Origin of the sequence: Dysgonomonas sp., assembly GCF_035323175.1 — a bacterium.
GTDB lineage: Bacteria > Bacteroidota > Bacteroidia > Bacteroidales > Dysgonomonadaceae > Dysgonomonas.
Genome location: NZ_DAOKYH010000014.1, coordinates 18,301 through 42,160 on the forward strand (window position 1 = coordinate 18,301; position 23,860 = coordinate 42,160).

Below are 23,860 nucleotides of genomic sequence, written 5' to 3' on the forward strand. Positions count from 1 at the left end.
GACAGCCTACTTCAAACTAGGCATTTGGTCCCTTGTAATAACTCTGCTGTCTTTAAATACATTTTTGATGTATGATGCTCCATTGTGTTTGTCGGAACGAAGAAAATCTCCGTTCCACGGCATAAACCAAGACCAGGTATCCCCTTTGCTGAACATGGAATCAATATCAGGAATTGAACCGCATTCGCTCAAAGCGATAATCTTTTTGCCATTTACTAATTCTTTAACCTTATTAAATTTCACGTATTGTGAGCCATGCTGGCTTTCGCCGGGATAAATATCCATACCTACAATATCTACATAATCATCGCCCGGATACCAGTCCGGATCATCAGCCTCGCTTGTCCATACCCATATCAGATTATTAAGCCCGTGGTAATTAACCATACGTTCATATATAATAACCCATAGTTTTTTGTATGGTTTACTACCTTTTGCTCCCCACCAAAACCATTTGCCGCTAGCTTCATGCAATGGTCTCCATAGAATAGGTACTTTAGCCTCTTTCAGTTGCTTCAAATATTGAGCTACAATATCTATATCTCTGATCATCGCTTTATATTCGGCAGAGTTCGTATCATATATTTTGCTAATATCAAAAGATGTTTTCTCTGTATAAAACTCATCATTGACCCACAAAGGGTCACGCCAGTGCCATAGTAGAGAAACGATACCATTATTAGCCCACCAGGCCTTGGAATTATCGACTAATTCGTTAAAGTTAATTGTTCCCCAATCTCTTGTGTAATTAATGAAATCGAAGGCTGCTAATGCCGGCCATTTACCCGTCTGCTCATACATCCATGTCGCTTCTTCCAGACCTGTACTATAATTTGCCATAGCTCCTGATATAGTCTTCTTCCCAAAGTTATCCTTCAGGAAATTGTAAAGGTTTACACTTTCGGCTGAAGGATTTCTAGTAACCAAAGCTGCATCAATATTAAAACTGACTGATTGATAAGCTGACACTTCCATATAGTCCAAGTATATCCAGCCCCAGTTTTTTTGTACAGTAACAGTGTTTGTTCCGGCATTTAAACTGATTGGTCCTACTTGGAGCATGCTCCAGTCGCTAACGGCATTAAATGCTAGTATCTGAATGAACTGCCCGTTTACAAGAAGGTCATTTTCTTTATATTCATTACTGTTCGAATAACGGAAGCCGAGAGTGTATTGGCCATTATAGGGAACTGTGATATCGAAAGTAATATCACCGCCCCGCTGATCTGCATATCCTGCACCCGAATAGCCTCCAAACGAATTGGCTACTAGAGCTCCACCAGTTAACGAAGCCTGTTCCGCTTCATATTTCACAGGCCCTTGCGATACAATTTCTATATAATCCAGATATATCCAGCCCCAGTTTTTTTTAATTGTTATGGTGTTTTCACCCGACTGAAGTATTATGTCTGACTGTAATATTGTTTGCCAGCTGGAGGCTGCTTTAAACTTGACTGTAGCTATAGTGTTTCCATTTACTTGTAAGTCATTTTCTTTATATTCGTCACCACTGGAATAACGAAAAACAATACTATACTCACCTGACTCATAAATATTTACCTTGAAAGAAATATCGCCTGATTTTTGATTAACATAACCCGAACCGGAATAGCCTGCTATGCTATTTTCAATAACAGCATCTGCTGACAATAATGCATATTCTGCTTCGTAGCGATTACTTTGTGCAGACTTTGCCTGCATCACCAAATCGGAAGACATGTCTTCTGGTTTTTCATCATTATTACAGGCCGTTATAAATAATATGGAAAGTAATAATAAAATAAAATTTACTTTTTTCATGTTTCATTATTATTTAAAGTTTGGCATTTGATCTCTGGTAATCACCCTGTCATTACTAAAAAGATCTGTAAAAAATGAAGCCCCATTGTGTTTGTCCGATCGTGTGTAATCTCCATTCCATGGCATAAACCAAGACCAGGTGTCCCCGTATTCAAACATGGCATCAATGTTTGGAATCGATCCGCATTCGCTAAGAGTCAGTATTTTTTTTCCTGCAAACGTATCTTTCACTTTATCGAATGCCACATATTGTGATCCATGTTGATTTTCGCCCGGATAAATATCCATACCTATGATATCAACATATTCGTCGCCCGGATACCAATCGATTGCGCTACCGGCACTGTCGCTGGTCCATACCCATATCAGGTTGTTCAATTGGTGGTGATTTACCAATCTGTCGAACATCACTTTCCACAATTCTTTACAAGGTCCGGCACCTTTGGCTCCCCACCAGAACCAAGCTCCCGACGCTTCGTGCAACGGTCTCCACAAAACAGGGATTTTGGCAGTCTGTAATTGTTTCAGATAAATTGCTATTTCATCTATATCTGTAATCATTGCTTTATATTCATCCGAATTAGTATCACTGATTTTAGATATATCAAAAGAAGTGTCTTTTGTATAAAACCCATCTGTTGTTTTTGACGGATCGCGCCAATGCCACATAAGTGTAATCAATCCATTATTCGACCACCAATCTTTTGAATTATCAACCAATTCGGTGAAGTTTATACTACTCCAGTCACGTGTGTAGTTTATAAAATCGAATCCTGTCAATGCCGGCCATTTTCCTGTATTGTCATACATCCATTGAGCTTCTTCAGTTCCTGTACTGTAGTTTGCCATAGCTCCTGATATAACATTTTTTCCAAAATTATCTTTTAAAAAAGTGTATAATTTTACAGCTTCGGCTGATGGTGACTTTGTTACGAGGTCTGCTACAATATTGAATGGTATATCAGCATCTATAGGGCTAATTTCAATATAATCAAGATTGATCCAGCCCCAGTTTTTCTTTACGGTAATGATGTTTTCGCCCGACTTAAGATTGATTTTATTTACACCAAGTGTTTTCCATTCATCTGTTGCATCAAAGCTTATTGTTGACAGTTGAATACCATTTACGACCAAGTCGTTTTCTTTGCGGCTATTTCCATTCGAGTAACGAAAATCGACTTTATACATTCCGGCTTCGGGCATCACCACTTTAAATGTGATATCACCATCCTTCTGGTTTACATATCCTGTTCCCGAAAATCCGGAAAGAGAGTTCTCTACAACCGCACCACCCGATAAGTTCGCATCTTCTGCTTCGATGCGTTTTGTATCAGATACGGTAGAGAAAGATAATATTACCTCTGAGGCTGGCTCACCCACAGTATTTTTCACAGCACCCTCAGGTATTACAATTTCATAGGTCTCGTTCTTTTCTAATGAGATATTAAATACCAGTTTACGATCGTTTACGGTTACTACTGCATTCGCTCCATTAACCTTAATGCTGTTGTTATCATCCACTACAATAGGTGTATTGTAGACAACCGAAACTTCGGAATCTAATAATATATTCGAACTTTGATTGGCCGGTGTGGAAAACAAAAATTTTGGAGATTTTACCGATTCTGTATTTTCTTTATCATCATCACTACAAGCACTTAGCAAGCAACTCAATGACATTAATAGAAAAAATATTTTTTTCATAGTTTTAGATTTTAAAGGTTATTTCTTTGATAAAATTTTCACTTCCCAAATAGAGATGTGAGCAGATTTTGCTTCAGCTCGTTTTACGCTAATTCTCACATAACGGGCAGTAACCTCTTTTTCAGAAGTTCTAGTCTCATATGCTTTCTTTGCTCGTTTTGTATAATCTGCATAAGTTTGCCAAGTATCATTGTCATCCGAGTATTCGATTTTGTATAGGTAAAACTTATCCATATACTCGAAATCGACCTGAATTTTCGATATATTCTCCATTCTACCCAAATCGATAGTAATCCATTTATCTTCACCTAATTCGGCTTCCCAACGGGAGTCGTTTTTTCCGTCCACAGCCAGTGTCGGAGGATAATTTGCGACTAAAGAATTAGTGGTAACGGTCTTATTCAATGCGATATTTTTGTATGGTGATTTGTCCAGCCCAAGTGATGAAAGATCATCAATCGGTTCTACTTTTATAATTTCACCTTTTGCGTTGAAAAACATTTCTGCTGCACACGAAAATCTATAATTACATGTCGGATAGCGTCCTTGATCCTGACGATGATAGAATAAGAACCATCTTCCGTTTATTTCGATAACCGAGGTATGCCCCGGACCATATATTTTTTTCTCTTCATTCGTATCCAAAATAGGAGTTTTTGTTGGCTCACGATAGGTCTTTGCAGGAGAGTCAGCCATAGCATACCTTACATTGTATGTTTCAAGCCAGCAATGTCCACCTGCCCACATCATATAGTATTTTTTATCTTTAAAAAACAGATATGGCCCTTCAGTGAAATCGGTAAAATCACCCTCGATAGGATCGCTACTTACTATTTTATTCATATAGGTCGGCGAATTAACATCGTTGTCGAATGTTATAAGATTCTTCCACGAACCTATTGCCATTATCTTATTAGATACCGGATCACGAAACAATTCGACATCAAAATCCCGTATCTGAAAGGTTTGCTTCCAGGGACCTAAGGGAGAATAGGCTTCCATCATATAAGCCAGATAATCGACTCCTTGCTGATGAACCATGTAGTATTTACCATTATCTCCTTTCAACATACTAGGAGCCCAAAAGAAGCGATTGTTTATATCCAAATATTTTACATCCCAGTTTACCAGATCATCGGATACCCAAATAAAAGGTTCGCCGTTATGATCCTCATAACCATCACTGGTAATAGATAGGTAATATTTTCCATCCATATATCGGATACTCGGATCGGCATAGTAGCCAGGAATTATTGGATTTTGAGCTGAAACAAACTCCGAAACAAAAAGCAAACAAGCTAAAAGTATTTTTTTCATATTTAATATTTCATTTATACATATTTGGTAATTTTCCTTCAAAAAGGATGTCAGATAATTCCATAAATTTTTTCAGATCTTTTCCCGCAGGATGTCCCGGATAAGGAGCATAATAATGTCCTGGAATATCGTAAGCATTACGCCAGACTAATACATAAACGGGTTTATTAGGGGTCAGAGCTTTATACAAAACGCTTGTAAACCAATCATCCATAGGAAGCTCACTTGAACCGGTTTCGCTGAATACATAGGGTTTACCACTTACCTTTGAATAATCGTTTAACATCTTCATTATTCTTTTTACATTCGAAATAAATTCTGCGGCTTTAACCTCCCCCTCGCGATGATAGAGATCTAACCCCAATACATCTACATAATTATCATTGGGGTATCGCTCAAAATACATTTCTTTATTCGACACAAAATCAGGAGAATAAACATATATCAAATTATGTAACTGCTTTTTATCCCGAAGATATTCTATCGTAAAATGCCAAAGTGCAACATAATCATCTTTTGAGCATAGATTTTTCCCCCACCAAAACCAGCTTCCGGTATGTTCGTGAAAAGGACGGAACAGCAGAGGAACAGAAATTCCATCTTTTGTTTTAAGGGAGCGGATAAACTCAGCCAAGTTATCTAACCATTGTATGTACATTGTATGTTTTTGGCCTCCAGGTAATATAGAACTGACAACTTTATCGGATGAAACATCCCATGAGCTGTTCCCTGTATGCGGATTCTGCAAATGCCAACTAATAGTATTGACTCCACCTCGTTCATATGCCTCAAGTATAAGCTGGCACATTCTGTCGAAAGGTACTTTGTCAATATTTAATGAATCACCGGTCTCTATATGCCCCAAATCCCATCCGTATACAGCGGGATAGTCTCCTGCAACTTTCTTTACATCAGATTGCCCCTTTTCACCTGTCCACGCTATACCATAGGCTGTATCATCCTGATGCCCAAACAGTATGCTCTTTCCTTGTAGCAGTTGCAGATTTCTATATAAAGCCTTTGTTTCTTGTGTTGCTTTATTATCAACCATATTTTGTGCTGTGGCTGGTAATAAGAAACAAAAAACAAGTAGGGCTGTAAAAAAATATTTTATTCTTTTTTTCATTTAATTTCTATTATTTTATATCCTACATATTCATTACCATCGATATCCGTAGCAACTACCTTTATCCGATGATTTCCGAGAGATAAGTCCCGGGGTAAACTTATTTTCCACAAGTGTTTTGTTTCTTGTATTTCAGGTTGCCAATTATCAAAATTATAACGTTGATCATATGTATTCTGAATAAATAAATCTTTCCCTGTATAGTTTGTCGCCATCTGCTCTTCTCTGCCATCTATAATCACCTTTACTGCAGCATCGGGCGTAGCGGTAAATATATTAATCGAGAGATACTCATTATTCAATTTCCCAGAATCAAGAGTTTCCGATGATGCGGTAATTCGCATCTGAAAATCGGTGCGATGGCTGGCTGGGACAAATGAATATTTATATGTATTCCCTTCAAAATCTAATTTGTAATACCCGTTAGGCGATCCATCAACGGAGGTAGATACAGGTAGACCCCGTTCATCCATCGGGCCCGTCCACCAACCACCGCAAGCCGCCCCAATAGTTATGCTTTGAAATGGTACTGTAGAGTTCCAATATGTGGTTTTGCGGAAAAAACAATTTTCGATGTAATGCAGGTGACCTGACAATGCTAATAAGTGCGGCCTGCCTTCCAACAGTAAAAATAGTCTTTGAATCTCTTGAGGATAACAATATTCTTGTAGAAAGGGAATATGACTCATTATCACAATCAATTTGTCCTTAGAAACATATTTCAAATCTGATTTTAACCAGTTGAATTGTCGATCCGTTAACCCTCCGAAATAATTTCCTCGCTTATTATCTGTTTTATTCCATCCATTATAGAGAACATTATTGAGAGCAATGAAATGAACATCTCCTTCGTTGAATGAATAATAATCGGGGCCATACGATCTTTTAAAAACATCAGAGGCATCTAATGCAGTTGAGGCTTTTTCATTGATATCGTGATTGCCGAATAAATGAAATGTGGGATATGGCAACTGTCGTATAATATCTTTTTCTTGTTCATATATCGACAGATCATTATCGGCAATATCTCCCAGAAAACAGGCAAAATCAACATCATAATGCATCATTTCCGTCACAATGTCTTCTTTAAAGGCATTGATAGGCTTTTCTCCTCTCATTTGTGGGTCACCAACCATTAATGTGCTGAAGTTGGAAGTAACTTCTTTGCTTGTCAACCCGAAATTATGCGTTCTGTTTGTTTGGGCAACATTGACATAAAAATTCCAATTATTATCAACGTTGGTTGCGAATGCGTAATTGGCAGGTTTTATGACATATATGTATTGATTCTTTTTCGTGCTGATTTCGTATTTACCTGAAATATCGGTAACTACAATATCCTCCTGATTGGATACTAATATGCCGCCAATACCTTTTTCTCCGGCATCCATAACCCCATTAGCATTGAGGTCTTCGAATACATAACCTACCAGTACGTCTTTGGCCAAAACCGATGTCGAGCAAATCAAGGCCAGCAATACTATCTTATATTTCAAGTTCATCAACATTTTTCTGTAATTTATTTCTATCAGTTTTTATCGCATATCTGCCAGTGATTGTATTTTGAACTGTTTTTGAAAGTCACTTAATGACAAAGCGGTTGCGACTTTCGTTGTTACACTCTTTCCTGGCAAAATATCGAAATAATTGTCTTCAAAAAAGTTATCTATCCCATCGATAGACATAAATACTCCCCGAGCATATTTGTTAGCGGTGAGAGTTACAGCAAAACCACCATCAACCGATTCTACTTTCGAAGAAATAGTTACTTCAGGGAAATTGATATCCTTTTGTTTCGCTAGAAAATAATTATTACTATAAACTTTGTCTCCTACAAACTCAGCATGTATTACAATGTTACTTCTATCTATATCGTTTATTAATTCTTCCAATTTTTTTGAAAAGACCTTATTGCTACTATTTGCTTTTATGTTAAGTTTTATAGTTTGCAAGCTTATCTCTTTTCCAGACAGATTTAATGCTTTTACAGTTAAAGTTCCGTTAGTATTTTTCAATCTATCTGATACGATAACCACATCCAACACTCCATTATTTTCTATAGGCGACACCAAAATATCATCATACGCCTTTCGTGTGAAATAATGTTGTGCCTTCCAACGTCCGTAATAATCGCGACTGGCCCACGATGCCACCGGCCAACAGTCATTGTGCTGCCAAAAGAGCGTCCCCATACAATACCCCATATCGCGTCGATGTGCTTCTATTGCTGTTTTAATGGCATCACCTTGTAAAATCTGACTGATATAGAGAAACGACTCAAAATTTTTAGGTGTATAATACTCATTCAACAAATAAGATTCAATTAATTTATTGGCATGATCGCCTCCCCGTTGATGTGCCATCATTACCTCCGAAGTTATATTCCAATCTTCTTTTTCAGGGGCATATATTTTTACTGATTCAAATTCAGGGAACGATTGGAAGCCATATTCGCTAAAGAACCGGCTTTTTTCTTTATTATAATCGGCAATAGGCTTTTTACCATGCCATACATCCCAATAATGGCGGTCGCCCTCATGGTCATTACTTCCAACACCATAATCGGCAAAGGGTGATGATGGAGTATAAGCTATACCGGATCCGTATTCTTCGACAACTTTGGGAAGAACCTTATAATACTGATTTTTAAACTGTTCCCATATTTTGTCAGCATGAGCCTGATTTTCTTTTTCGTGACGGTCTTTCCATCCCCAATTAAACCACGCATCCTGACATTCGTTATTACCACACCAGATGGCAATAGACGGATGGTTGCGCAAGCGACGAACATTATCAATAGCTTCCAAGCGAATATTTTCTAAAAATTCTCCTTCTGCCGGATAGATACTGCAAGCGAACATAAAATCCTGCCAAACTAAAATTCCGTATTCATCACACAGGTCGTAAAAATAATCTTCTTCATAAATACCTCCGCCCCAAACACGAAGCATATTCATATTTGCATTTACAGCATCCAATACTGTTTTTTTATAAATATTTTTTGTTACACGCGGGAGAAAATTATCGCATGGAATGTAGTTTGCTCCTTTTGCAAAAACAGATACACCATTAAGTTCAAAATAAAAAGATTTTCCATCTTTATCTTTTTCACGGACCAGTCTTAACGAGCGAATACCTATTTTGTCTATTTGATTATCTATAACCTCATTGTTAGAAATAATCTCTGTATTAAATTTGTACAAATGCGGCTTTCCGAGTGTATTGCTCCACCATAATTTTGGATTAGAGATCGTAAAATCAACTTTTACTTTATTTAACCCTTTACTCAGATTAGTTTCTACTGAACCTAATAGCTTATTAGCATCGCTATCCGATACTTTTAGCGTTACATTCGTTATATCTCTATCGGAAAGGATTTCGATTATCGTTTTTATTTTAGCCTCTTTTGCTGTAACCGATTCCTGTATTACTTGCACATTATTGATTCGGGCATCGCTCCATGCATTTATCACAACAGGACGCCAGATGCCTGAAGTTACCAACCGCGGCCCCCAATCCCATCCATAGTGATAACCCGCTTTACGGGCAAATACACTTAATTTTTTATTAAATAATCCTCCATTTTCAGACTGATCGTTAGTTGCTTCATAATGAAATGGCAATGCATCCCATTTGGGCATATCCACTTTGATAGGTGAATGAAAATATACTCTTAATATATTCTCCTTGCTTTTTACTTTTCCTTTTATATCTACCATCCATTGACGAAACATATTGTCTGTTGCTAATATTTTTTCATCGTTGAGGTATATATCGGCATAAGTATCTAGGCCTTTAAAAAGGATCTCGATATTATTTTTATTTAGAATATCTTCCGATAAATCGAAAATAGTTTCGTAAATCCAATCTTCTTTGTCTATCCATTGCAGACCTCTTTCGTTGAGTCTGAAAAAAGGGTATTCTATAATTTTATTGTCTATCAAGTCAGTATGTACTACCCCTGGAACAGTTGCTGGATACCAGTTATTGAGACGACCTTGTTTAAACTTCCACTCTTTGTTCAACTCTATTTGTATCGGTGATGCAAATAGGCTGTTGCAAGAAATGAAAATCAAAGTTGCCACTAAAAATATATTCTTAAGGTTCATATTATTTCCGATTAAAATAAGAGAGCACCTCTTATAAGAAGGGAGATGCTCTCATGAAGATCTCATTTTTCTTAGTACGCAGTATCTAACGGTACACTTGTGAGTATTACATAATCTAAGTTTGTTTCATATTTTCCAGATACATTACCTGTAGAGAAATCAACAGTAAGACTGAATGGACTAGTAAGGCTTAGTTCAGGTACAGAACCCCAATTTTCAAGACCTTTAGGGTCGATCTTATAAGACCTCCATTCCCATTTTCCGTTTGTAGAAACAAACTTATAGTCATCCTTATATGGATTGTCTCCTTTGAAGTGAAGTCCTAATTTAGTTCCTCCGGTTTGTTCAAATATCATCTGGAAATATCCCGAAGCGCCGTCATTGCCTGTATTAACCAAGAAATTGACGTAAAATGTTTTGTTCAATTCGAATTTGCTACCATTGTTATCGGCCTTTGTGATAGAACCTTTGCCTGCCCAAGAAGATACATTTCCGTCTTTTACAGTCAAATATTTAAGAGCCTGAGGGATAACTGTGACACTTGAACCTCCATTTTGACTGGCTGTTCCTCCTGTGAATACTGGCATTGTTTCCATATCGAATACAACCACAGGATTTAATGGTCCGTCGGTAATCATCACTTGATCTATATTCAGTTCAAAAGCTTCGGTGTTACCGTTGCCTACATTTCCGCCTCTTATGAACAGTGAAATCTTATCTATTGTCGATTTTATATTTGCAAAGCCCATACCTGACAAGCTATATGACCTCCATTCCCATCCGGCAGTCTGAATACTGTAATTGTCTGTATATTCACCATCCTGACCAGTAAAGTGTTTATCCTCGGTGCTTCCGCCAATTGTTAAGGCTGGATTGAAGTATCCTTTCTTTCCATTGGTATTTACAAGGAAAGTTATATGAGGATCGGTATAAGTAGAAAGGTTGAACCCTGTGCCATTATTTGTTGTTTCCAGATATTGATACTGACCGTTCCATCCATTACCTTGCAGAGCTTTTATCGAATAATAATTTCCAAAGAATGGAGAAATACCACTCAGATTTTTACCTGCAGTAAAGGTTGCACCAGCTCCACTGGCATCACCAGCTACAATTGTAGGATCTACTGTATCAAAGTCGAATAACAGTATACTTGGTGCAGGTATATAGGTGTCTTTAGGTTCTACTACATTTATCACAGAAGAGGTCAACACCTGTCCTGTTTTGGTTGTTACTGTAAGCACCCCGCTTGTCGGTAAGGTCAGGTTTGCAGTGGAGTAAGTTGCCGTAGTAGGTGATGCAGATGCTTTGGCGAGTGTAATCGTTTCGAACTTAACGGTTTGAATCATATCTACATTTTCACCTATGATATTGATGGTCAATCCTCTTTCTATTTCGGTAGGCCATGAAGTTATGTTAACATCCAAATATTTAGGTGTAAATTTGTCTATGGAAACTGATTCCCTCTTATATTTATTCGTGATACTGATATTCCCTATATCAGCTGTACGCGAAACCTTGAACACAAGATTACCTTCCTCCTGGCTTATAATCTGACAAGTTGAATTACCTATGGAGACAGATGTTACCATATTCATATTTTCGCCATATAAAGTTACTAGCCCATCGACAACTTCTGTTTTGGGATTGAAGTCTACAATCTCGGAAACAGGTAGGTTTATATCATAATCCTTCGAGAAATCATCTTCTTTACAACCTGTAAATAGTGTAACTAACAAGATTACTCCTCCGAATATAAATCTATATAATATGTTATTTTTCATCTTTAGATATCTATTTTGATATTTAATAATTAGGATTTTGTTCTATTCCCCAATTTTGAATTTCAGTCAGAGGGATAGGTAATACAGGGATATATTTACCATCTTTGCCTACCAATGCATGATTTTTAATTCTGTTGCCAATACCTTCATGCCTTACTTCTTCGTTATCTCCGTTACCTGCATTATCAGCATCTTTTGCCTTGGATATAACATCAATCAGTTTTCCAGTACGGATCAAATCCCACATACGGTTCGATTCCATTGCTAATTCCAACCTTCGTTCGTTTATAATAGCATCAAGCAGTGTTTCACCCGAACTTGTAATATTAGGTACTTTGGGCGTGCTCGAAGGCATCACATAAGTATCCTTGCTGCCATCAACGTAACCTTTGCAATACGAACTGTTACGGGCTCTTTCTCGTACCATATTCAGGTATTGGCGTGCTTCACCTTCTTGTCCTATATAGTAAGATGCTTCAGCATGAATTAGAAGAATATCCGCATAGCGCATTACAAGAATATTTTTGTCAGCTGCTTTGTCTAGTGTTGGTTTGGAAGGAAGAGTCGCTTTTCTGTTTAGATAATTACTACCTTGTTCTGCTCTGTCAAATTTCATTTCCACACCATAAAGTACCTGACCATTGAAACTTATGCCATACACGGTACAAGATAAGCGTGGGTCTGTAGGATCAAAAGCATTAACTAGATTTTGCGTAGGATTATGGAAGCCCCATCCCGAATTGGCATCGGGGTTAGATACTCGATTGCCTTGGTAGAGCGAATATGCATTCCCTACCGATGTCGGAGGGTCGGAAGCAGTTCCTTCTGTGGCCTGTATTTCAAATATAGATTCACTTGTATTTTTATTTTCGTGCTCGAACAAGAGTGCATAATTTGCTACTAAGCTATATTCTCCCGAACTGATAATTTCGGATGTTAGTTTATAGACCTCATTCCATGTATGTGTACTTTCGCTATCTATACCTATCTGATAAATCAAAGATTTGGCAAGAAAAGCTTTTGCAGCACCTTTGGTTGCCCTTCCTAGGTCCGTAGCAGCATATCCACTTTTTTCGGGAAGTAGTTCAATTGCGTTTATCAAATCCGTATTTATAAATTCAAAGGTTTCATGCAATGATGCTCTTGGGGAGTTCCCAAAATCAGAAGGATTTAAAGGTGCCGTGAAGAGAGGTACTCCTCCAAAGTGGTGCAGTAAATAAGTATAATGATAAGCTCTAAGAAAGTAAGCCTCTCCTAATAGACGACTTTTGAGACCCTCATTAATAGTAGCTTCAGGAAGATTCTTTATTGCATAATTAGAACGCGAAACTCCCCAAAAACCGTGAATCCAGAATGCATCAGAAATAGAATTTCCTACTTTTGCATTAAATGACTCTATGTCACTCAACTCGGGCGAATCACTTAATTTACTTCCTTTCACAGCATCATCGGTAGCTATACTTGCAAAATGAAAGTCATAATGGTGTGACATCCAAATACCATCCGGACCACGCCCTTCGGTTTGAGATAATATGTCGTATATACCATTAATTACTTTAATCGCATTTTCTTCATTGTTCATGTAGTTACCACTATTTTCTTGTGCCAGAGGGTCTAATTCCAAAAAATCGTTACAAGAGGTCAGAATAAGCCCTACTACAAATACCAAGTAATATATCTTTTTCATTGTTATTCTATAATTTTTGATTAGAAACTAAGGTTACATCCGATAGTGAATACTCTTGGAGTAGGATATGTTGCCATATCTACACCAGCATTAAGAGGATTACCCCATAGATCGCTTATTTCAGGATTGTAGCCTGAATAATTAGTGATTGTGAACAGATTGTCGGCTGACACATAGATTCTTGCTTTGGATAGGAATGCTTTTTTAGAAATAACACTAGGTAAAGTATATCCAAGCTGTAAAGTTTTTAATCTAAAATAGGACCCATCTTCCACGTATCTGTTCGAAAAGCGATCGTTCTGATTCGGATCTCCATCGTGTACGCGTGGTAAATTAGAGTTAGAGTTTTCAGGAGTCCAACGATTCATCATGTCTTTAGAATTGCTCCATTCACGCATACTTGTACTATATAATACAGAATACATATAATTTGCTATTTTATTACCTTGTGAACCTTGGAAGAATAGATTAAGATCTAATCCTTTGTATGCTGCCGATAGTGTTAGACCATAAGTAAAATCAGGCATTGCACTGCCTAAGTACACCCTGTCATTATCATCAATAATTCCATCGCCATTTTGATCTTTGAACTGAACATCTCCCAGTGATGCGTTAGGTTGAATAGGGCTTCCTTTTTCATTGACATAAGAGTTTAGCTGCTCTTCAGTCTTAAAGATACCCATTGATTGTAATCCATAGAAATAACCGATTTCTTTACCGACTTCTGTTTTGGAATATTGTCCATACAGAGGTTCTCCTCCTCCTAAAGATGTGACTTCATTTTTTATAAATGAAATATTCCCTCCAGCATTGAATGTGAAATCCTGCCCTATGCTTTTCTCATAATTTAGACTGAACTCAAAACCGCTATTTCGTACCGATCCAGCATTGGTTTTAGGTCTCCACATTCCAGCATAGATTGGAATTGGAGTATCTAGTATCATATCGTTGGTGTTTCGAATAAAATAATCGATATTTCCAGACAAGGCTCCATTGAGTAATCCATAGTCTAATCCGATATTATATTGTTCTGAAGTTTCCCAAGAGAGCTCTTCATTAGCCAATTTTTGTTGTATAGCACCATCTACCTGTGATCCTCCGAAAACAGCAGTGTAACCATTGGTCATTAATGCCAGATAATCAAAGTCGCCTGCACTGGCTTGATTTCCTACATGTCCCCAACCTCCACGAAGCTTGAGTTGAGAGAATGATGTATTTTGTTTAAAATCTTTAGCAAATTCTTCCTCCATAATATTCCATCCTAAAGAGAACGATGGAAAATATCCCCATTTTTTCTTAAACCGCGATGTTCCGTCAGCTCTGAATGTTCCTGTGAAAAGGTATTTACTGTCATAGCTATAGTTTAGACGGAAGAATCCTGATAATAAGGCACTATGACCTGCTCCGCCCGAAACTTCAAGATTTTCTTTGTTTGAAGACATATTCGGATAACGTAAATCTTCATTTTCAGGGACATCATATACTTTTACATATAGATTGTTTGAATTCGATTTTTGGGCTTCAACTCCCAATGTCGCATTTACACTATGTTTTCCAAAAACATTAACATAACTGAAATATTCATTTGTATTCCAATATGTGTTATCACTACGGTTCTCGGTAAGAGAGCTTTTGTTTCGTTGCTGATCAGCTGTTATATAATATACCGGATAATAGTTACGTGATTTGGCATATGCAAATTGTTTTCCGAACTGTGCTCTGAATGAAAGCCCTTTTAATCCTATATCATTTATCTGTAAATATGCATTCGCGATGAAGCGATCTTCTTGAGTTTTTCTATATTTATTTTCATAAGCCGATTGTGCAGGATTACGTCCGTAGGAAAAATAAATCTCTCCAAACTCGTTAGTATATGTATCCCATGCTGCAGATACAGGATCAGCTTTCAAAGCCTGAGTTATCGATCCAGAATAGAAATCTCCATCGTTTCCTGATTTTTCATAGGTTGTATACGAGGCATTTATCCCGACAGTTACATTGTTGAACAATTTATATTCATTATTTAGGTGGAACATAAATTTATCCATGTATGTGTTTTTCACGATGCCTTTTTCTGTCGAATATGTACCTCCAAAATCATATTTATTACGCTCTGAACCACCTGAAACATTCACATTATAGTTCTGAGTAGAACCTGTTCGCATAATTTCATCTTGCCAGTTTGTCCCGCGGGTATTATTTGCAATAGCATAATCTAAAATAGATTGTGAGGATAATGACGGATTAATACCGGCATTCTTATATGCCTCCAACTTCAATGTAGCGTATTCTGCGGCATTTAACATATCTATCTTTTTGTCAACCTCAGTCAAACCTGCAAAAATATTGACATTAACCTGTGTCTTTTTATTAAAGGACCCGCCTTTAGTCTTAACTAAAATAACACCGTTTGCTCCTCTGGAACCATAAATCGCTACAGCAGATGCATCTTTTAATATTTCCATTGATTCCACATCGTGCGGGGCTATATGGCTGATATCGGAAACTGGGAATCCATCTACAACATAAAGAGGATCGGAATTATTGACACTGCCAGTACCTCTGATCCGTATTTTTGTCCCGGCTCCTGGTTCTCCAGAGTTATTGATTACACTCACTCCAGAGGCCCGACCTTGAATAGATTGAGTAACGTCTACTGCTGAAAGCTGTGTTAACTGATCCGATTTCAATGATGATAGAGACCCTGTCAAGTCGCTTTTACGCATAGTACCATATCCAACTACTACCACTTCATTCAGTAGCTGATTATCTTCTTTTAATACAATGTCTATCACTCGTTGTGAGCCTACTTTTACGGTCTGAGTTTGCATACCAAGGAAAGAGAATGTAAGAACATCTCCTTGCTTGGTGTCTATAGAGTACTTCCCATCAATGTCGGTTAATGTACCCACATGATTTTGATTGGCCACAGTAACACCTATCAATGGAGATCCATCGCTCGAGTCCGTAACTGTTCCTGTTATCTGACTACTTTGCGCATATATAGTGCAAGGTATCAGGCAACATAAAAAAAATAAATAAAGGATTCTTTTCATGGTTTAGAAATAAAATTAGATTCAATTAATTTTACGATATTTAAGATAGTGTACAAAGCTATTAATGAAAACACTTGGTATCAAGTATAATATTATCAATTGACAACACTCTTATCTTGCCCTCCCATTTTAATCACACACGTATAATAATCAGCATTTTACAAACAGCTATTAAATATTAAATTGTATTATCATATAACACTTTAGTACTATTTTGACATGTGTTAAATTTTAAATTAGGAGTTTTTTCTTCCGGTAGTTTTCTCTAAATTCTTTAGGTGAACAATTCTTTCTTTTTTTGAATATCCTGTTGAAGTTGGATATATTATTGAATCCACACTCGTAACAGATTTCAGAAACTGACTTTGTGGAATCTATCAATAAGCGTGTAACATGCCCTAAACGAATATCTATAATATAATCAGATAAGCCTTTACCCGAACGAACTTTAAAGAATCTGCTGAATGCGGTAGGGGTCATTCCTACTAAATCGGCTAATTGTTCCAGGCGTATTTCATCTCTATAATTGTCATTAATATATCGTTGCACATTCTGGACCCTACGACTATCGGAATGAATTCCGATTTTGGCAAAGGATGAACTTGACAATACTGTAGCCTCGTCGCAAAAAAGAGAAAGTTCGTAGAGAATAATCAAAAAATTGACTACAGAGTAAAAGCCACCTTGTTTACCAGCCAATTTATCCAACATATTATATACAGTCATAATAGCTTGCATAGGGAAACTAAGCCCTTTTTGTGCTTTCTCGAGCATTTGTTTAATCGAATGAAATTGATTTTTATCAAGAAGGCTTGAGAAGAAAAGATTTTGGGAAAACTGTATTGTTATTTCTCTTATCTTTTTAGACTCGCACCTATGTTGTTCCCATACATGCTCCAGATCTTTACCTGTAATCAGGACCAAATCATATTCCCCGATAGTTTCAATAGAGTCTCCTACTATTCTTTTGACTCCTGACGCATTAGCTACAAAGTTTAGTTCAAACTCTTCATGGGTATGAATGGGGTATGTAAATTCCGTTTTATGTCTGTCTGCGATGTAGAAACAGTCCTTTTCTGACAAAGGGGTTATTTCCTGGACGGTAGTAAAATCATGATTGCCTTGTTTCATGGTAATAGGGTATTAATGCTTGGTTTCTTGATCAGCAAAAATACGATCCTATAAAAAAGAAACATTTCAGATTTGTATCTGATTGTTTAAGAAATGTGCCTGTCTGTAAAATTCAGATACTATTCCGCATCTGTTTGCTTGCTCTTTATATAAGCGCTAGGAGAAAGACCCCAATATGTATTAAAGCTACTACTGAAATAGGAAAGGGAATTATATCCGACCTCGTACGCAACCTCCGAAATAGTCAAAGATCCTTTTTCAAGTAGGTATGCAGCTTGTTTCATTCGAATTATCCGGATGAGCTCGATGGGGCTGCTCCCAATTAATGTTTTTATTTTTCGGTGAAGATTCGTTCTACTTATATTCAGTTTTTTTGCCATATCTTCTACAGATAAATCTGTTTCAGAAATATTAGCCCGTATATAATTGATACTATTTTGTAGCAATAATTCGTCTGGGTCAGTTACATCTATTTCCTGTGCTTCTAAATTTAATAAACGGCTAAACTTCTTTTGTATTTTTTTACGTGTTTCGAGTAACTTTATTATGCGGATGCGTAAATAATTGGCATCAAAAGGCTTCGTAATATAAGCATCCGCTCCGGTTTCTATACCTTCCAATTTTTGCTCCAACCCTTCATTTGCAGTTAGCAATACAACCGGAATATGGCAGGTTTCTATATTTTCTTTTACAATTTTGGTAAATTCAATACCACTCATTTCCGGCATCATTACATCCGTTACAATAATGTTAGGTTGTAAATGTTGCAATTTATTAAGGGCTTCCCGTCCATTATTTGCTTCTACGATGTTGAAGAAAACCGATAGTTCGTGATGCAGATACATACGCATATCATATTCATCTTCGACCAAAAGTATCAATGGGTTATCCGGCTCTGCACCCTTACCCGTATCTTCTACATAGTTATCCGCTACCACTGTTTCTTGCTCTATTTCTATATATGACCATGGAGTATCGTCATAGTCCTGAGGGGCCAGATGGTTTTTACCAGCCTGTATATATAGAGTAAAGTTAGAACCGACACCAACTTCACTCTCCACCCAAACCTTTCCATGATGCAGTTCTACAATTGTTTTGACCAGATGAAGCCCGATCCCTGTTCCTGAGTTCTGAGAAAAACTACCCTGATAGAAACGGTCGAATATATGGGGTAAGTCTTCGGGGGCAATACCACAGCCGGTATCACGAATCGAGAACAAAACGCTTCCATCGTTTTTCTGTTTTATGCTCAAAAAAATACTGTTCCCATCGGGAGTATATTTTAATGCGTTAAATAATAAGTTGTACAAACATTTTTCGAGCAAATCCGGGTCATACCAAATGGGGATTTCCCTTGCCTCATAATTGAATGATACGGATATTTGTTTCCGGTCGATAATATCGGTAAATAACCCTACAAAATCCTGAACAAACAAAACAAGATTAATAGGGCGGGCATGGACTTGTATTTTATCATATTCTATTTTTCTCAAATCCAGTATTTGGTTTATCAGGCGCAACAACCTATCGGCGTTGCGTAACATCATCTTCATCAGATGTGCTCGTTTCTGATTCGGCTCGGTTTGCTCTATCTCCTTCAGCGGAGATATGATAAGCGTCAGCGGCGTGCGAAACTCATGTGATATGTTTGTAAAAAACTGCATTTTGGTCAGGTTGAGTTCTTCCTGTTTTTTTGCCTTAAGCCGCTCTATATTCAATTCATTTTTATCTTTCAATCGGATATAGATGACCCACATAACAAGGGATAGCAATAGGATACCTAATATTATATAAGAAACTTTTGCCCACCATGTTAACCAGACAGGTGGAAGTATTTCGATAGTCAATGTTGTTACATTCTTTATAGGTGTATCTAAAATTCGATTTGCATACACATTGAATGTATAAATACCGGGAGACAGATTTGCATAGGTAATACTTTGCCGATCAGCATCCAAACGCATCCATTGTTTATCGACTCCCTCCATAAAACAGAGGTAAGATGTAGATGCCGGATATTGAATAATTGGGGCGGAGAACTGAAGGGTCAAACTGTTTTCATTGTGTTTTAAGACGATCATATCTGTTTCGTCCAAAGACTTTTCTAGTATTGTCCGTCCATTATAGGACTGCCCAACATAGACAGGTTGATCAAATATTTTCAGGCTTGTTATATATACTTTAGGCAGAGATTCGTTTTCTTTGATCTCGTTGGAAAAAAATGAATAAGCACCTTTACCTCCTCCGAAGAAAATCTCACTCCAAGGGCTTAGATAAGAAGATGACCGAATAAAATTTGTCCCACCCAAATCATTATTGCTTATAAAGTTTTTTATTTGTTTCTCTTTCGTGTCATAACTGATAATACCTTTGTTTGTAGACATCCATAGACGGTTTTCATATGGAACTATGGCGTTGATTATCGAATTCTGCAACTCGTTGGGTAACTCCCTTTTTATGAAAGTATCTTTATCCGGATCGTATCGATAAAGTCCTGACGAGGTCCCTATCCAGAGTTGTTTACCGGCATCCTCTACTATACTATAAACAGAGGGTGTGGCAATGAATATACTATTATCATAACTTTTAAATTTTTGAGTGGGAATATCAAGATTACAGATTCCTGAATGTGTGCCGATCCATAGTGTTGTATTATTTTGGAGATATAGGTAGGTTATATTATCTGATATTAATTCACGGTATTTCAATTTTGAATAATTTACAAATTTTTCGCTAGCCGGGTTGAAGTAACTAATTCCGGAGCCATCTGTACCTAACCATAGGTTTTGTTTTTGATCTTCAACAATACATTTTATATAGTTCCCTGGAGGCGAATTTTGACCTTTAATATGCTTATAAGAAACAAAAAGCCCTGATATACCATCAAATTTGCACAATCCCCCAGTATAGGTTCCCCCCCATATTATTCCCTTACTATCGCAAAAAACGCTGACAACAGCATCATCTGTTAATGAATGTTTACTCCCCTGCCCATATCGATAGTGTGTGTAAGTCTGGGCTGATTTGTTATATTTATTGAGTCCTCCCCCATCAGTAGCAAACCATATATTACCTCTTTTATCAGATGTAATGCCTGTTACCTGTCCATAACTCAACGAATTTGAATTATCATAATCTCTCTTATAGTTAACAAAACCCGGAGGCTCTTTACGCAGATAGCAGATACCATCATTATACATGGCAATCCATAAATCATCATTGTTATCAAAAAACAGGCAATGAATCTTGCTATTAATTATTTCTTTCATTTGCGATGAAATGGCGGGATGACGATATATATTTTTGCCATCCGCGTCAATGAACCATAGCCCATCCCCCTCTGTACCTACCAATATACTATTATCATTGTCCTGTATCATAGAAAAAGCCGTTGCATTGATAGGAGTTTCTATGAATTTCCCGGACAGTTTATCGAGAATATAAACCCCTGCTCCTAGAGTTGACACTAACATCTTTCCGGATTTTAAGGGTCGCATTCTCAGTACTGAATTGGTTCGTAAATTACTGTTGACAGTATTGTATTGATGAAAACTATTTGTTCCTGGCTGGTAAACTGTAATTCCATTATCAAGCGACCCGAACCAAATATTCCTGTTATCATCTTCCACAATATTTCTTATCGAATTGCTACACAGCTCTCCGCCATTGAATATTGACTTGTATAAAACAACCTGATTTGTTTTTAATGAGTACTTTATAACTCCTTTATTTTCGACACTGAACCAAATATTCTTCTGAGAGTCTTCCATAATCCATATAACCGGATTCCTCTCTATTATATCTTTCTGTTCACCAAAGGATGCTGTTTTAAAATCGTTTTTCTGAGGGTTATAGTATTGTAACCCCATCATTGTCCCAACCCACAACCGTTTGAAGGAATCATAGAATAAAGCAGTAATTATATTATTAGCAATGGATGTAGAATCTGTTTCTCTGTTTTTATATGTATCGAAGCGATAGCCATCAAATTTATTGAGACCATATTCAGATCCGATCCAAATAAATCCTTTTTCATCTTGTACTATTGTATTATTTATTTTTGAACTGGAAAGCCCGTCTTGGATAGAAAAAATCTTAGGCTCTTGATATTGTGTCTGAGCCATTAATTGAATAAATCCAACAACTAGAAAATGAATCAGTGCTATTTTTTTCACAGTAGGTTTAGGTTTATCAATAAAATTATCGACCAAATATATACATACTAATGTAAACTCTAATCGAAATTAACCAAAACTTTAATTAACCTTTATCCTAGAAAGTAAAAATAAGATGTAACAGAAGTATCTGATGAAAAATATCTTAATGTTTCTGTCTAAAAAAAAATTAAAGAGATTCGCTAGTTGGAAAACGAAGCAAAAAACACTTATCTCCTATAATACAGACTATTCGTTTTTTTACTTATACGAACGTATGTGCAGAAATAAGCTTAAAATGTCAATAGATTTTTTCTGATTTTTTCTAGATTTGTAATCAAAAGTTGCTCTTTGTATTTATGCAAAATAAAGTAGAGTATGGAAGGTCGCTCGTTTCTAAACTCTGCACCAAAAACGCAAGAACGGGCAAAACGTCGTAAGTATCTGATCCATTGGTTTAAACTTCATTAATCTTCACTCCGCTGCAAGCAGTAAAAAAGCAAGATATTATGTATTTAGGAAGAGGTTCCGTTACGAATGCGTTACCTGTTTTAAACTGTGGCAACTTATTCAAATAACGGATTTTCCTCTAACAGTAAACGATTTGGAACGATTCTGACAAACAAAGCTATGTTATGTTAGTTTTGTCCTCGAAGTCAGTTCCTTATTCTCTAATTCACAATGTCTTGCGTAACGTTGATTAGCTCTATAACAGTTAATTTTGTAACCTGTAAAAGAGTTAATTATGCAAGAAGTAAAAGTAAGCTTCTACCTCAAACGAAATGAGGAAAGAGCAGACGGAACAGTTCCCATTTTGGGACGTATCCGTATCGGAAAATCAATGGTACAATTCAGTGCCAAAATTTATGTCCCTGTATCCCTTTGGGATACTAAATCAGGCAGGGCTATCGGAAAAAGCAAGACAGCTTTGTCCATCAACGCATCCCTGAACAAGATATGCGTAGCCATCCATTCCGCCTATAAAGAACTTTCATTTCACAAGGAAAATGTTTCTGCCTTGGAAGTGAAAAATGCTTTTCAAGGCATAGCATCCCAACAGGACACGCTAATCAGCTATTTTGAAGCCCACAATGAGAAATTTTCACAAAATGTAGGTGTAAACCGTGCGGAAGGAACGTATAAACGCTTTCTGACTTCCTTGGGGCATCTGAAACGTTTTATGCGGAAAAAATATAAGATCAGCGATATTTCCTTTCAGGCATTAACTCCCTCTTTTGTATCGGATTACGATTATTATCTACGGATTGATCTCCGCCTTTCCTCGGGAACGATACTCAATACCATCGTTCACCTGCGAAGAATCGTCAAGATGGCGATAAATAACGGACTCTTGCGTAATGACCCGTTTATTGATTACAAGTATATCACACAAGCCATTGTTCCCAAATCACTGTCAGCCGAAGAGTTGAAAATCTTAATAGAAGCCAAACTCTCCCGTCCGAACCTAAGTTTTATTCGGGATATGTTTTTGTTTTCGAGTTTTACAGGCATCGCATTCAGTGATATGCGTAATTTGATAGTAAAAAATCTTTCTACAGCAGAAGATGGGGTTCAGTGGGTTCATCTCAAACGAAAAAAGACTGGAGCACCTTGCCATATACCATTGTTGGAAATCCCATTGCAATTAATTGAGAAATATAAAGGAATAGCTACTGAAGGTAAACTATTTCCGATGATTAGTTGCAGTAAAACCAATATCTATCTGAAACGAATTGCAGCGGAATGCAATATCAATAAGCCGATTACCTTCCATCAAGCCCGTCACTGCTATGCTTCGGTAGTTACTCTCTCACAAGGAGTCCCATTGGAAACAGTAGGTGAATTACTTGGACATACCGACTGGCGAGCCACCCGAATCTATGCACAGGTCAGCAATGAGAAAATCGGCGAAGATATGCAAGTGTTAAATGAACGACTGTCCGATAAATTTCATTTGGCGGACAGTACTGTAGTGGATGCAATTCAACAATAGTG

12 protein-coding genes are annotated in these 23,860 nt (G+C 37.1%); 1 reads left to right on the plus strand and 11 read right to left on the minus strand.

The features are described from left to right. Nucleotides 1-6: 6 nt before the first annotated feature. The 11 genes from PKC55_RS14215 to PKC55_RS14265 form a co-directional block, all read right to left on the minus strand. Nucleotides 7-1,800, minus strand: a complete 1,794-nt coding sequence (locus tag PKC55_RS14215) for a glycosyl hydrolase (protein ID WP_291125736.1) — start codon at nt 1,798-1,800, stop codon at nt 7-9. Nucleotides 1,801-1,809: 9 nt separating this feature from the next. After that, complete coding sequence (locus tag PKC55_RS14220; protein ID WP_291125739.1) at nt 1,810-3,504, minus strand: glycosyl hydrolase; 1,695 nt, start codon at nt 3,502-3,504, stop codon at nt 1,810-1,812. A gap of 18 nt (nt 3,505-3,522) precedes the next feature. After that, nucleotides 3,523-4,821, minus strand: coding sequence for a family 43 glycosylhydrolase (locus PKC55_RS14225; RefSeq protein WP_291125742.1), 1,299 nt, complete (start codon nt 4,819-4,821; stop codon nt 3,523-3,525). A gap of 10 nt (nt 4,822-4,831) precedes the next feature. Then, nucleotides 4,832-5,947: a glycoside hydrolase family 26 protein gene (locus tag PKC55_RS14230; RefSeq protein ID WP_291125745.1), complete on the minus strand. Its 1,116-nt coding sequence runs from the start codon at nt 5,945-5,947 to the stop codon at nt 4,832-4,834. Further along, a complete protein-coding gene (locus PKC55_RS14235) occupies nt 5,944-7,449 on the minus strand; it encodes a calcineurin-like phosphoesterase C-terminal domain-containing protein (RefSeq protein WP_291125748.1) in 1,506 nt (501 codons plus the stop codon). The genes PKC55_RS14230 and PKC55_RS14235 overlap by 4 nt, the downstream gene beginning before the upstream one ends. Nucleotides 7,450-7,482: 33 nt before the next feature. Further along, nucleotides 7,483-10,056: a beta-mannosidase gene (locus PKC55_RS14240; RefSeq protein WP_291125751.1), complete on the minus strand. Its 2,574-nt coding sequence runs from the start codon at nt 10,054-10,056 to the stop codon at nt 7,483-7,485. Nucleotides 10,057-10,127: 71 nt separating this feature from the next. Then, nucleotides 10,128-11,837, minus strand: a complete 1,710-nt coding sequence (locus PKC55_RS14245; RefSeq protein ID WP_291125754.1) for an IPT/TIG domain-containing protein — start codon at nt 11,835-11,837, stop codon at nt 10,128-10,130. Nucleotides 11,838-11,859: 22 nt separating this feature from the next. Next, nucleotides 11,860-13,524, minus strand: a complete 1,665-nt coding sequence (locus PKC55_RS14250) for a RagB/SusD family nutrient uptake outer membrane protein (protein ID WP_291125758.1) — start codon at nt 13,522-13,524, stop codon at nt 11,860-11,862. A 20-nt stretch (nt 13,525-13,544) separates the two neighbouring features. Beyond that, nucleotides 13,545-16,580, minus strand: a complete 3,036-nt coding sequence (locus tag PKC55_RS14255) for a SusC/RagA family TonB-linked outer membrane protein (protein ID WP_291125761.1) — start codon at nt 16,578-16,580, stop codon at nt 13,545-13,547. A gap of 231 nt (nt 16,581-16,811) precedes the next feature. Continuing rightward, nucleotides 16,812-17,711 carry an AraC family transcriptional regulator gene (locus tag PKC55_RS14260; RefSeq protein ID WP_291125764.1) on the minus strand — a complete coding sequence of 300 codons (900 nt, stop codon included), beginning with the start codon at nt 17,709-17,711 and terminating at the stop codon, nt 16,812-16,814. Nucleotides 17,712-17,830: 119 nt separating this feature from the next. Continuing rightward, nucleotides 17,831-21,886 carry a hybrid sensor histidine kinase/response regulator transcription factor gene (locus PKC55_RS14265; RefSeq protein ID WP_291125767.1) on the minus strand — a complete coding sequence of 1,352 codons (4,056 nt, stop codon included), beginning with the start codon at nt 21,884-21,886 and terminating at the stop codon, nt 17,831-17,833. Nucleotides 21,887-22,610: 724 nt separating this feature from the next. On the opposite strand from PKC55_RS14265, the gene PKC55_RS14270 reads away from it, so the two are divergent. Then, entirely contained in the window at nt 22,611-23,858 is a 1,248-nt protein-coding gene (locus PKC55_RS14270; RefSeq protein ID WP_291125770.1) for a site-specific integrase, read from the plus strand. Nucleotides 23,859-23,860 lie beyond the last annotated feature (2 nt).

Excerpts from the sequence above, each read along its gene's own strand:
- PKC55_RS14215 (WP_291125736.1), bottom strand. The coding sequence starts at position 1,800 with ATGAAAAAAGTAAATTTTATTTTATTATTACTTTCCATATTATTTATA.
- PKC55_RS14220 (WP_291125739.1), bottom strand. The coding sequence starts at position 3,504 with ATGAAAAAAATATTTTTTCTATTAATGTCATTGAGTTGCTTGCTAAGT.
- PKC55_RS14225 (WP_291125742.1), bottom strand. The coding sequence starts at position 4,821 with ATGAAAAAAATACTTTTAGCTTGTTTGCTTTTTGTTTCGGAGTTTGTT.
- PKC55_RS14230 (WP_291125745.1), bottom strand. The coding sequence starts at position 5,947 with ATGAAAAAAAGAATAAAATATTTTTTTACAGCCCTACTTGTTTTTTGT.
- PKC55_RS14235 (WP_291125748.1), bottom strand. The coding sequence starts at position 7,449 with ATGAACTTGAAATATAAGATAGTATTGCTGGCCTTGATTTGCTCGACA.
- PKC55_RS14240 (WP_291125751.1), bottom strand. The coding sequence starts at position 10,056 with ATGAACCTTAAGAATATATTTTTAGTGGCAACTTTGATTTTCATTTCT.
- PKC55_RS14245 (WP_291125754.1), bottom strand. The coding sequence starts at position 11,837 with ATGAAAAATAACATATTATATAGATTTATATTCGGAGGAGTAATCTTG.
- PKC55_RS14250 (WP_291125758.1), bottom strand. The coding sequence starts at position 13,524 with ATGAAAAAGATATATTACTTGGTATTTGTAGTAGGGCTTATTCTGACC.
- PKC55_RS14255 (WP_291125761.1), bottom strand. The coding sequence starts at position 16,580 with ATGAAAAGAATCCTTTATTTATTTTTTTTATGTTGCCTGATACCTTGC.
- PKC55_RS14260 (WP_291125764.1), bottom strand. The coding sequence starts at position 17,711 with ATGAAACAAGGCAATCATGATTTTACTACCGTCCAGGAAATAACCCCT.
- PKC55_RS14270 (WP_291125770.1), top strand. The coding sequence starts at position 22,611 with ATGCAAGAAGTAAAAGTAAGCTTCTACCTCAAACGAAATGAGGAAAGA.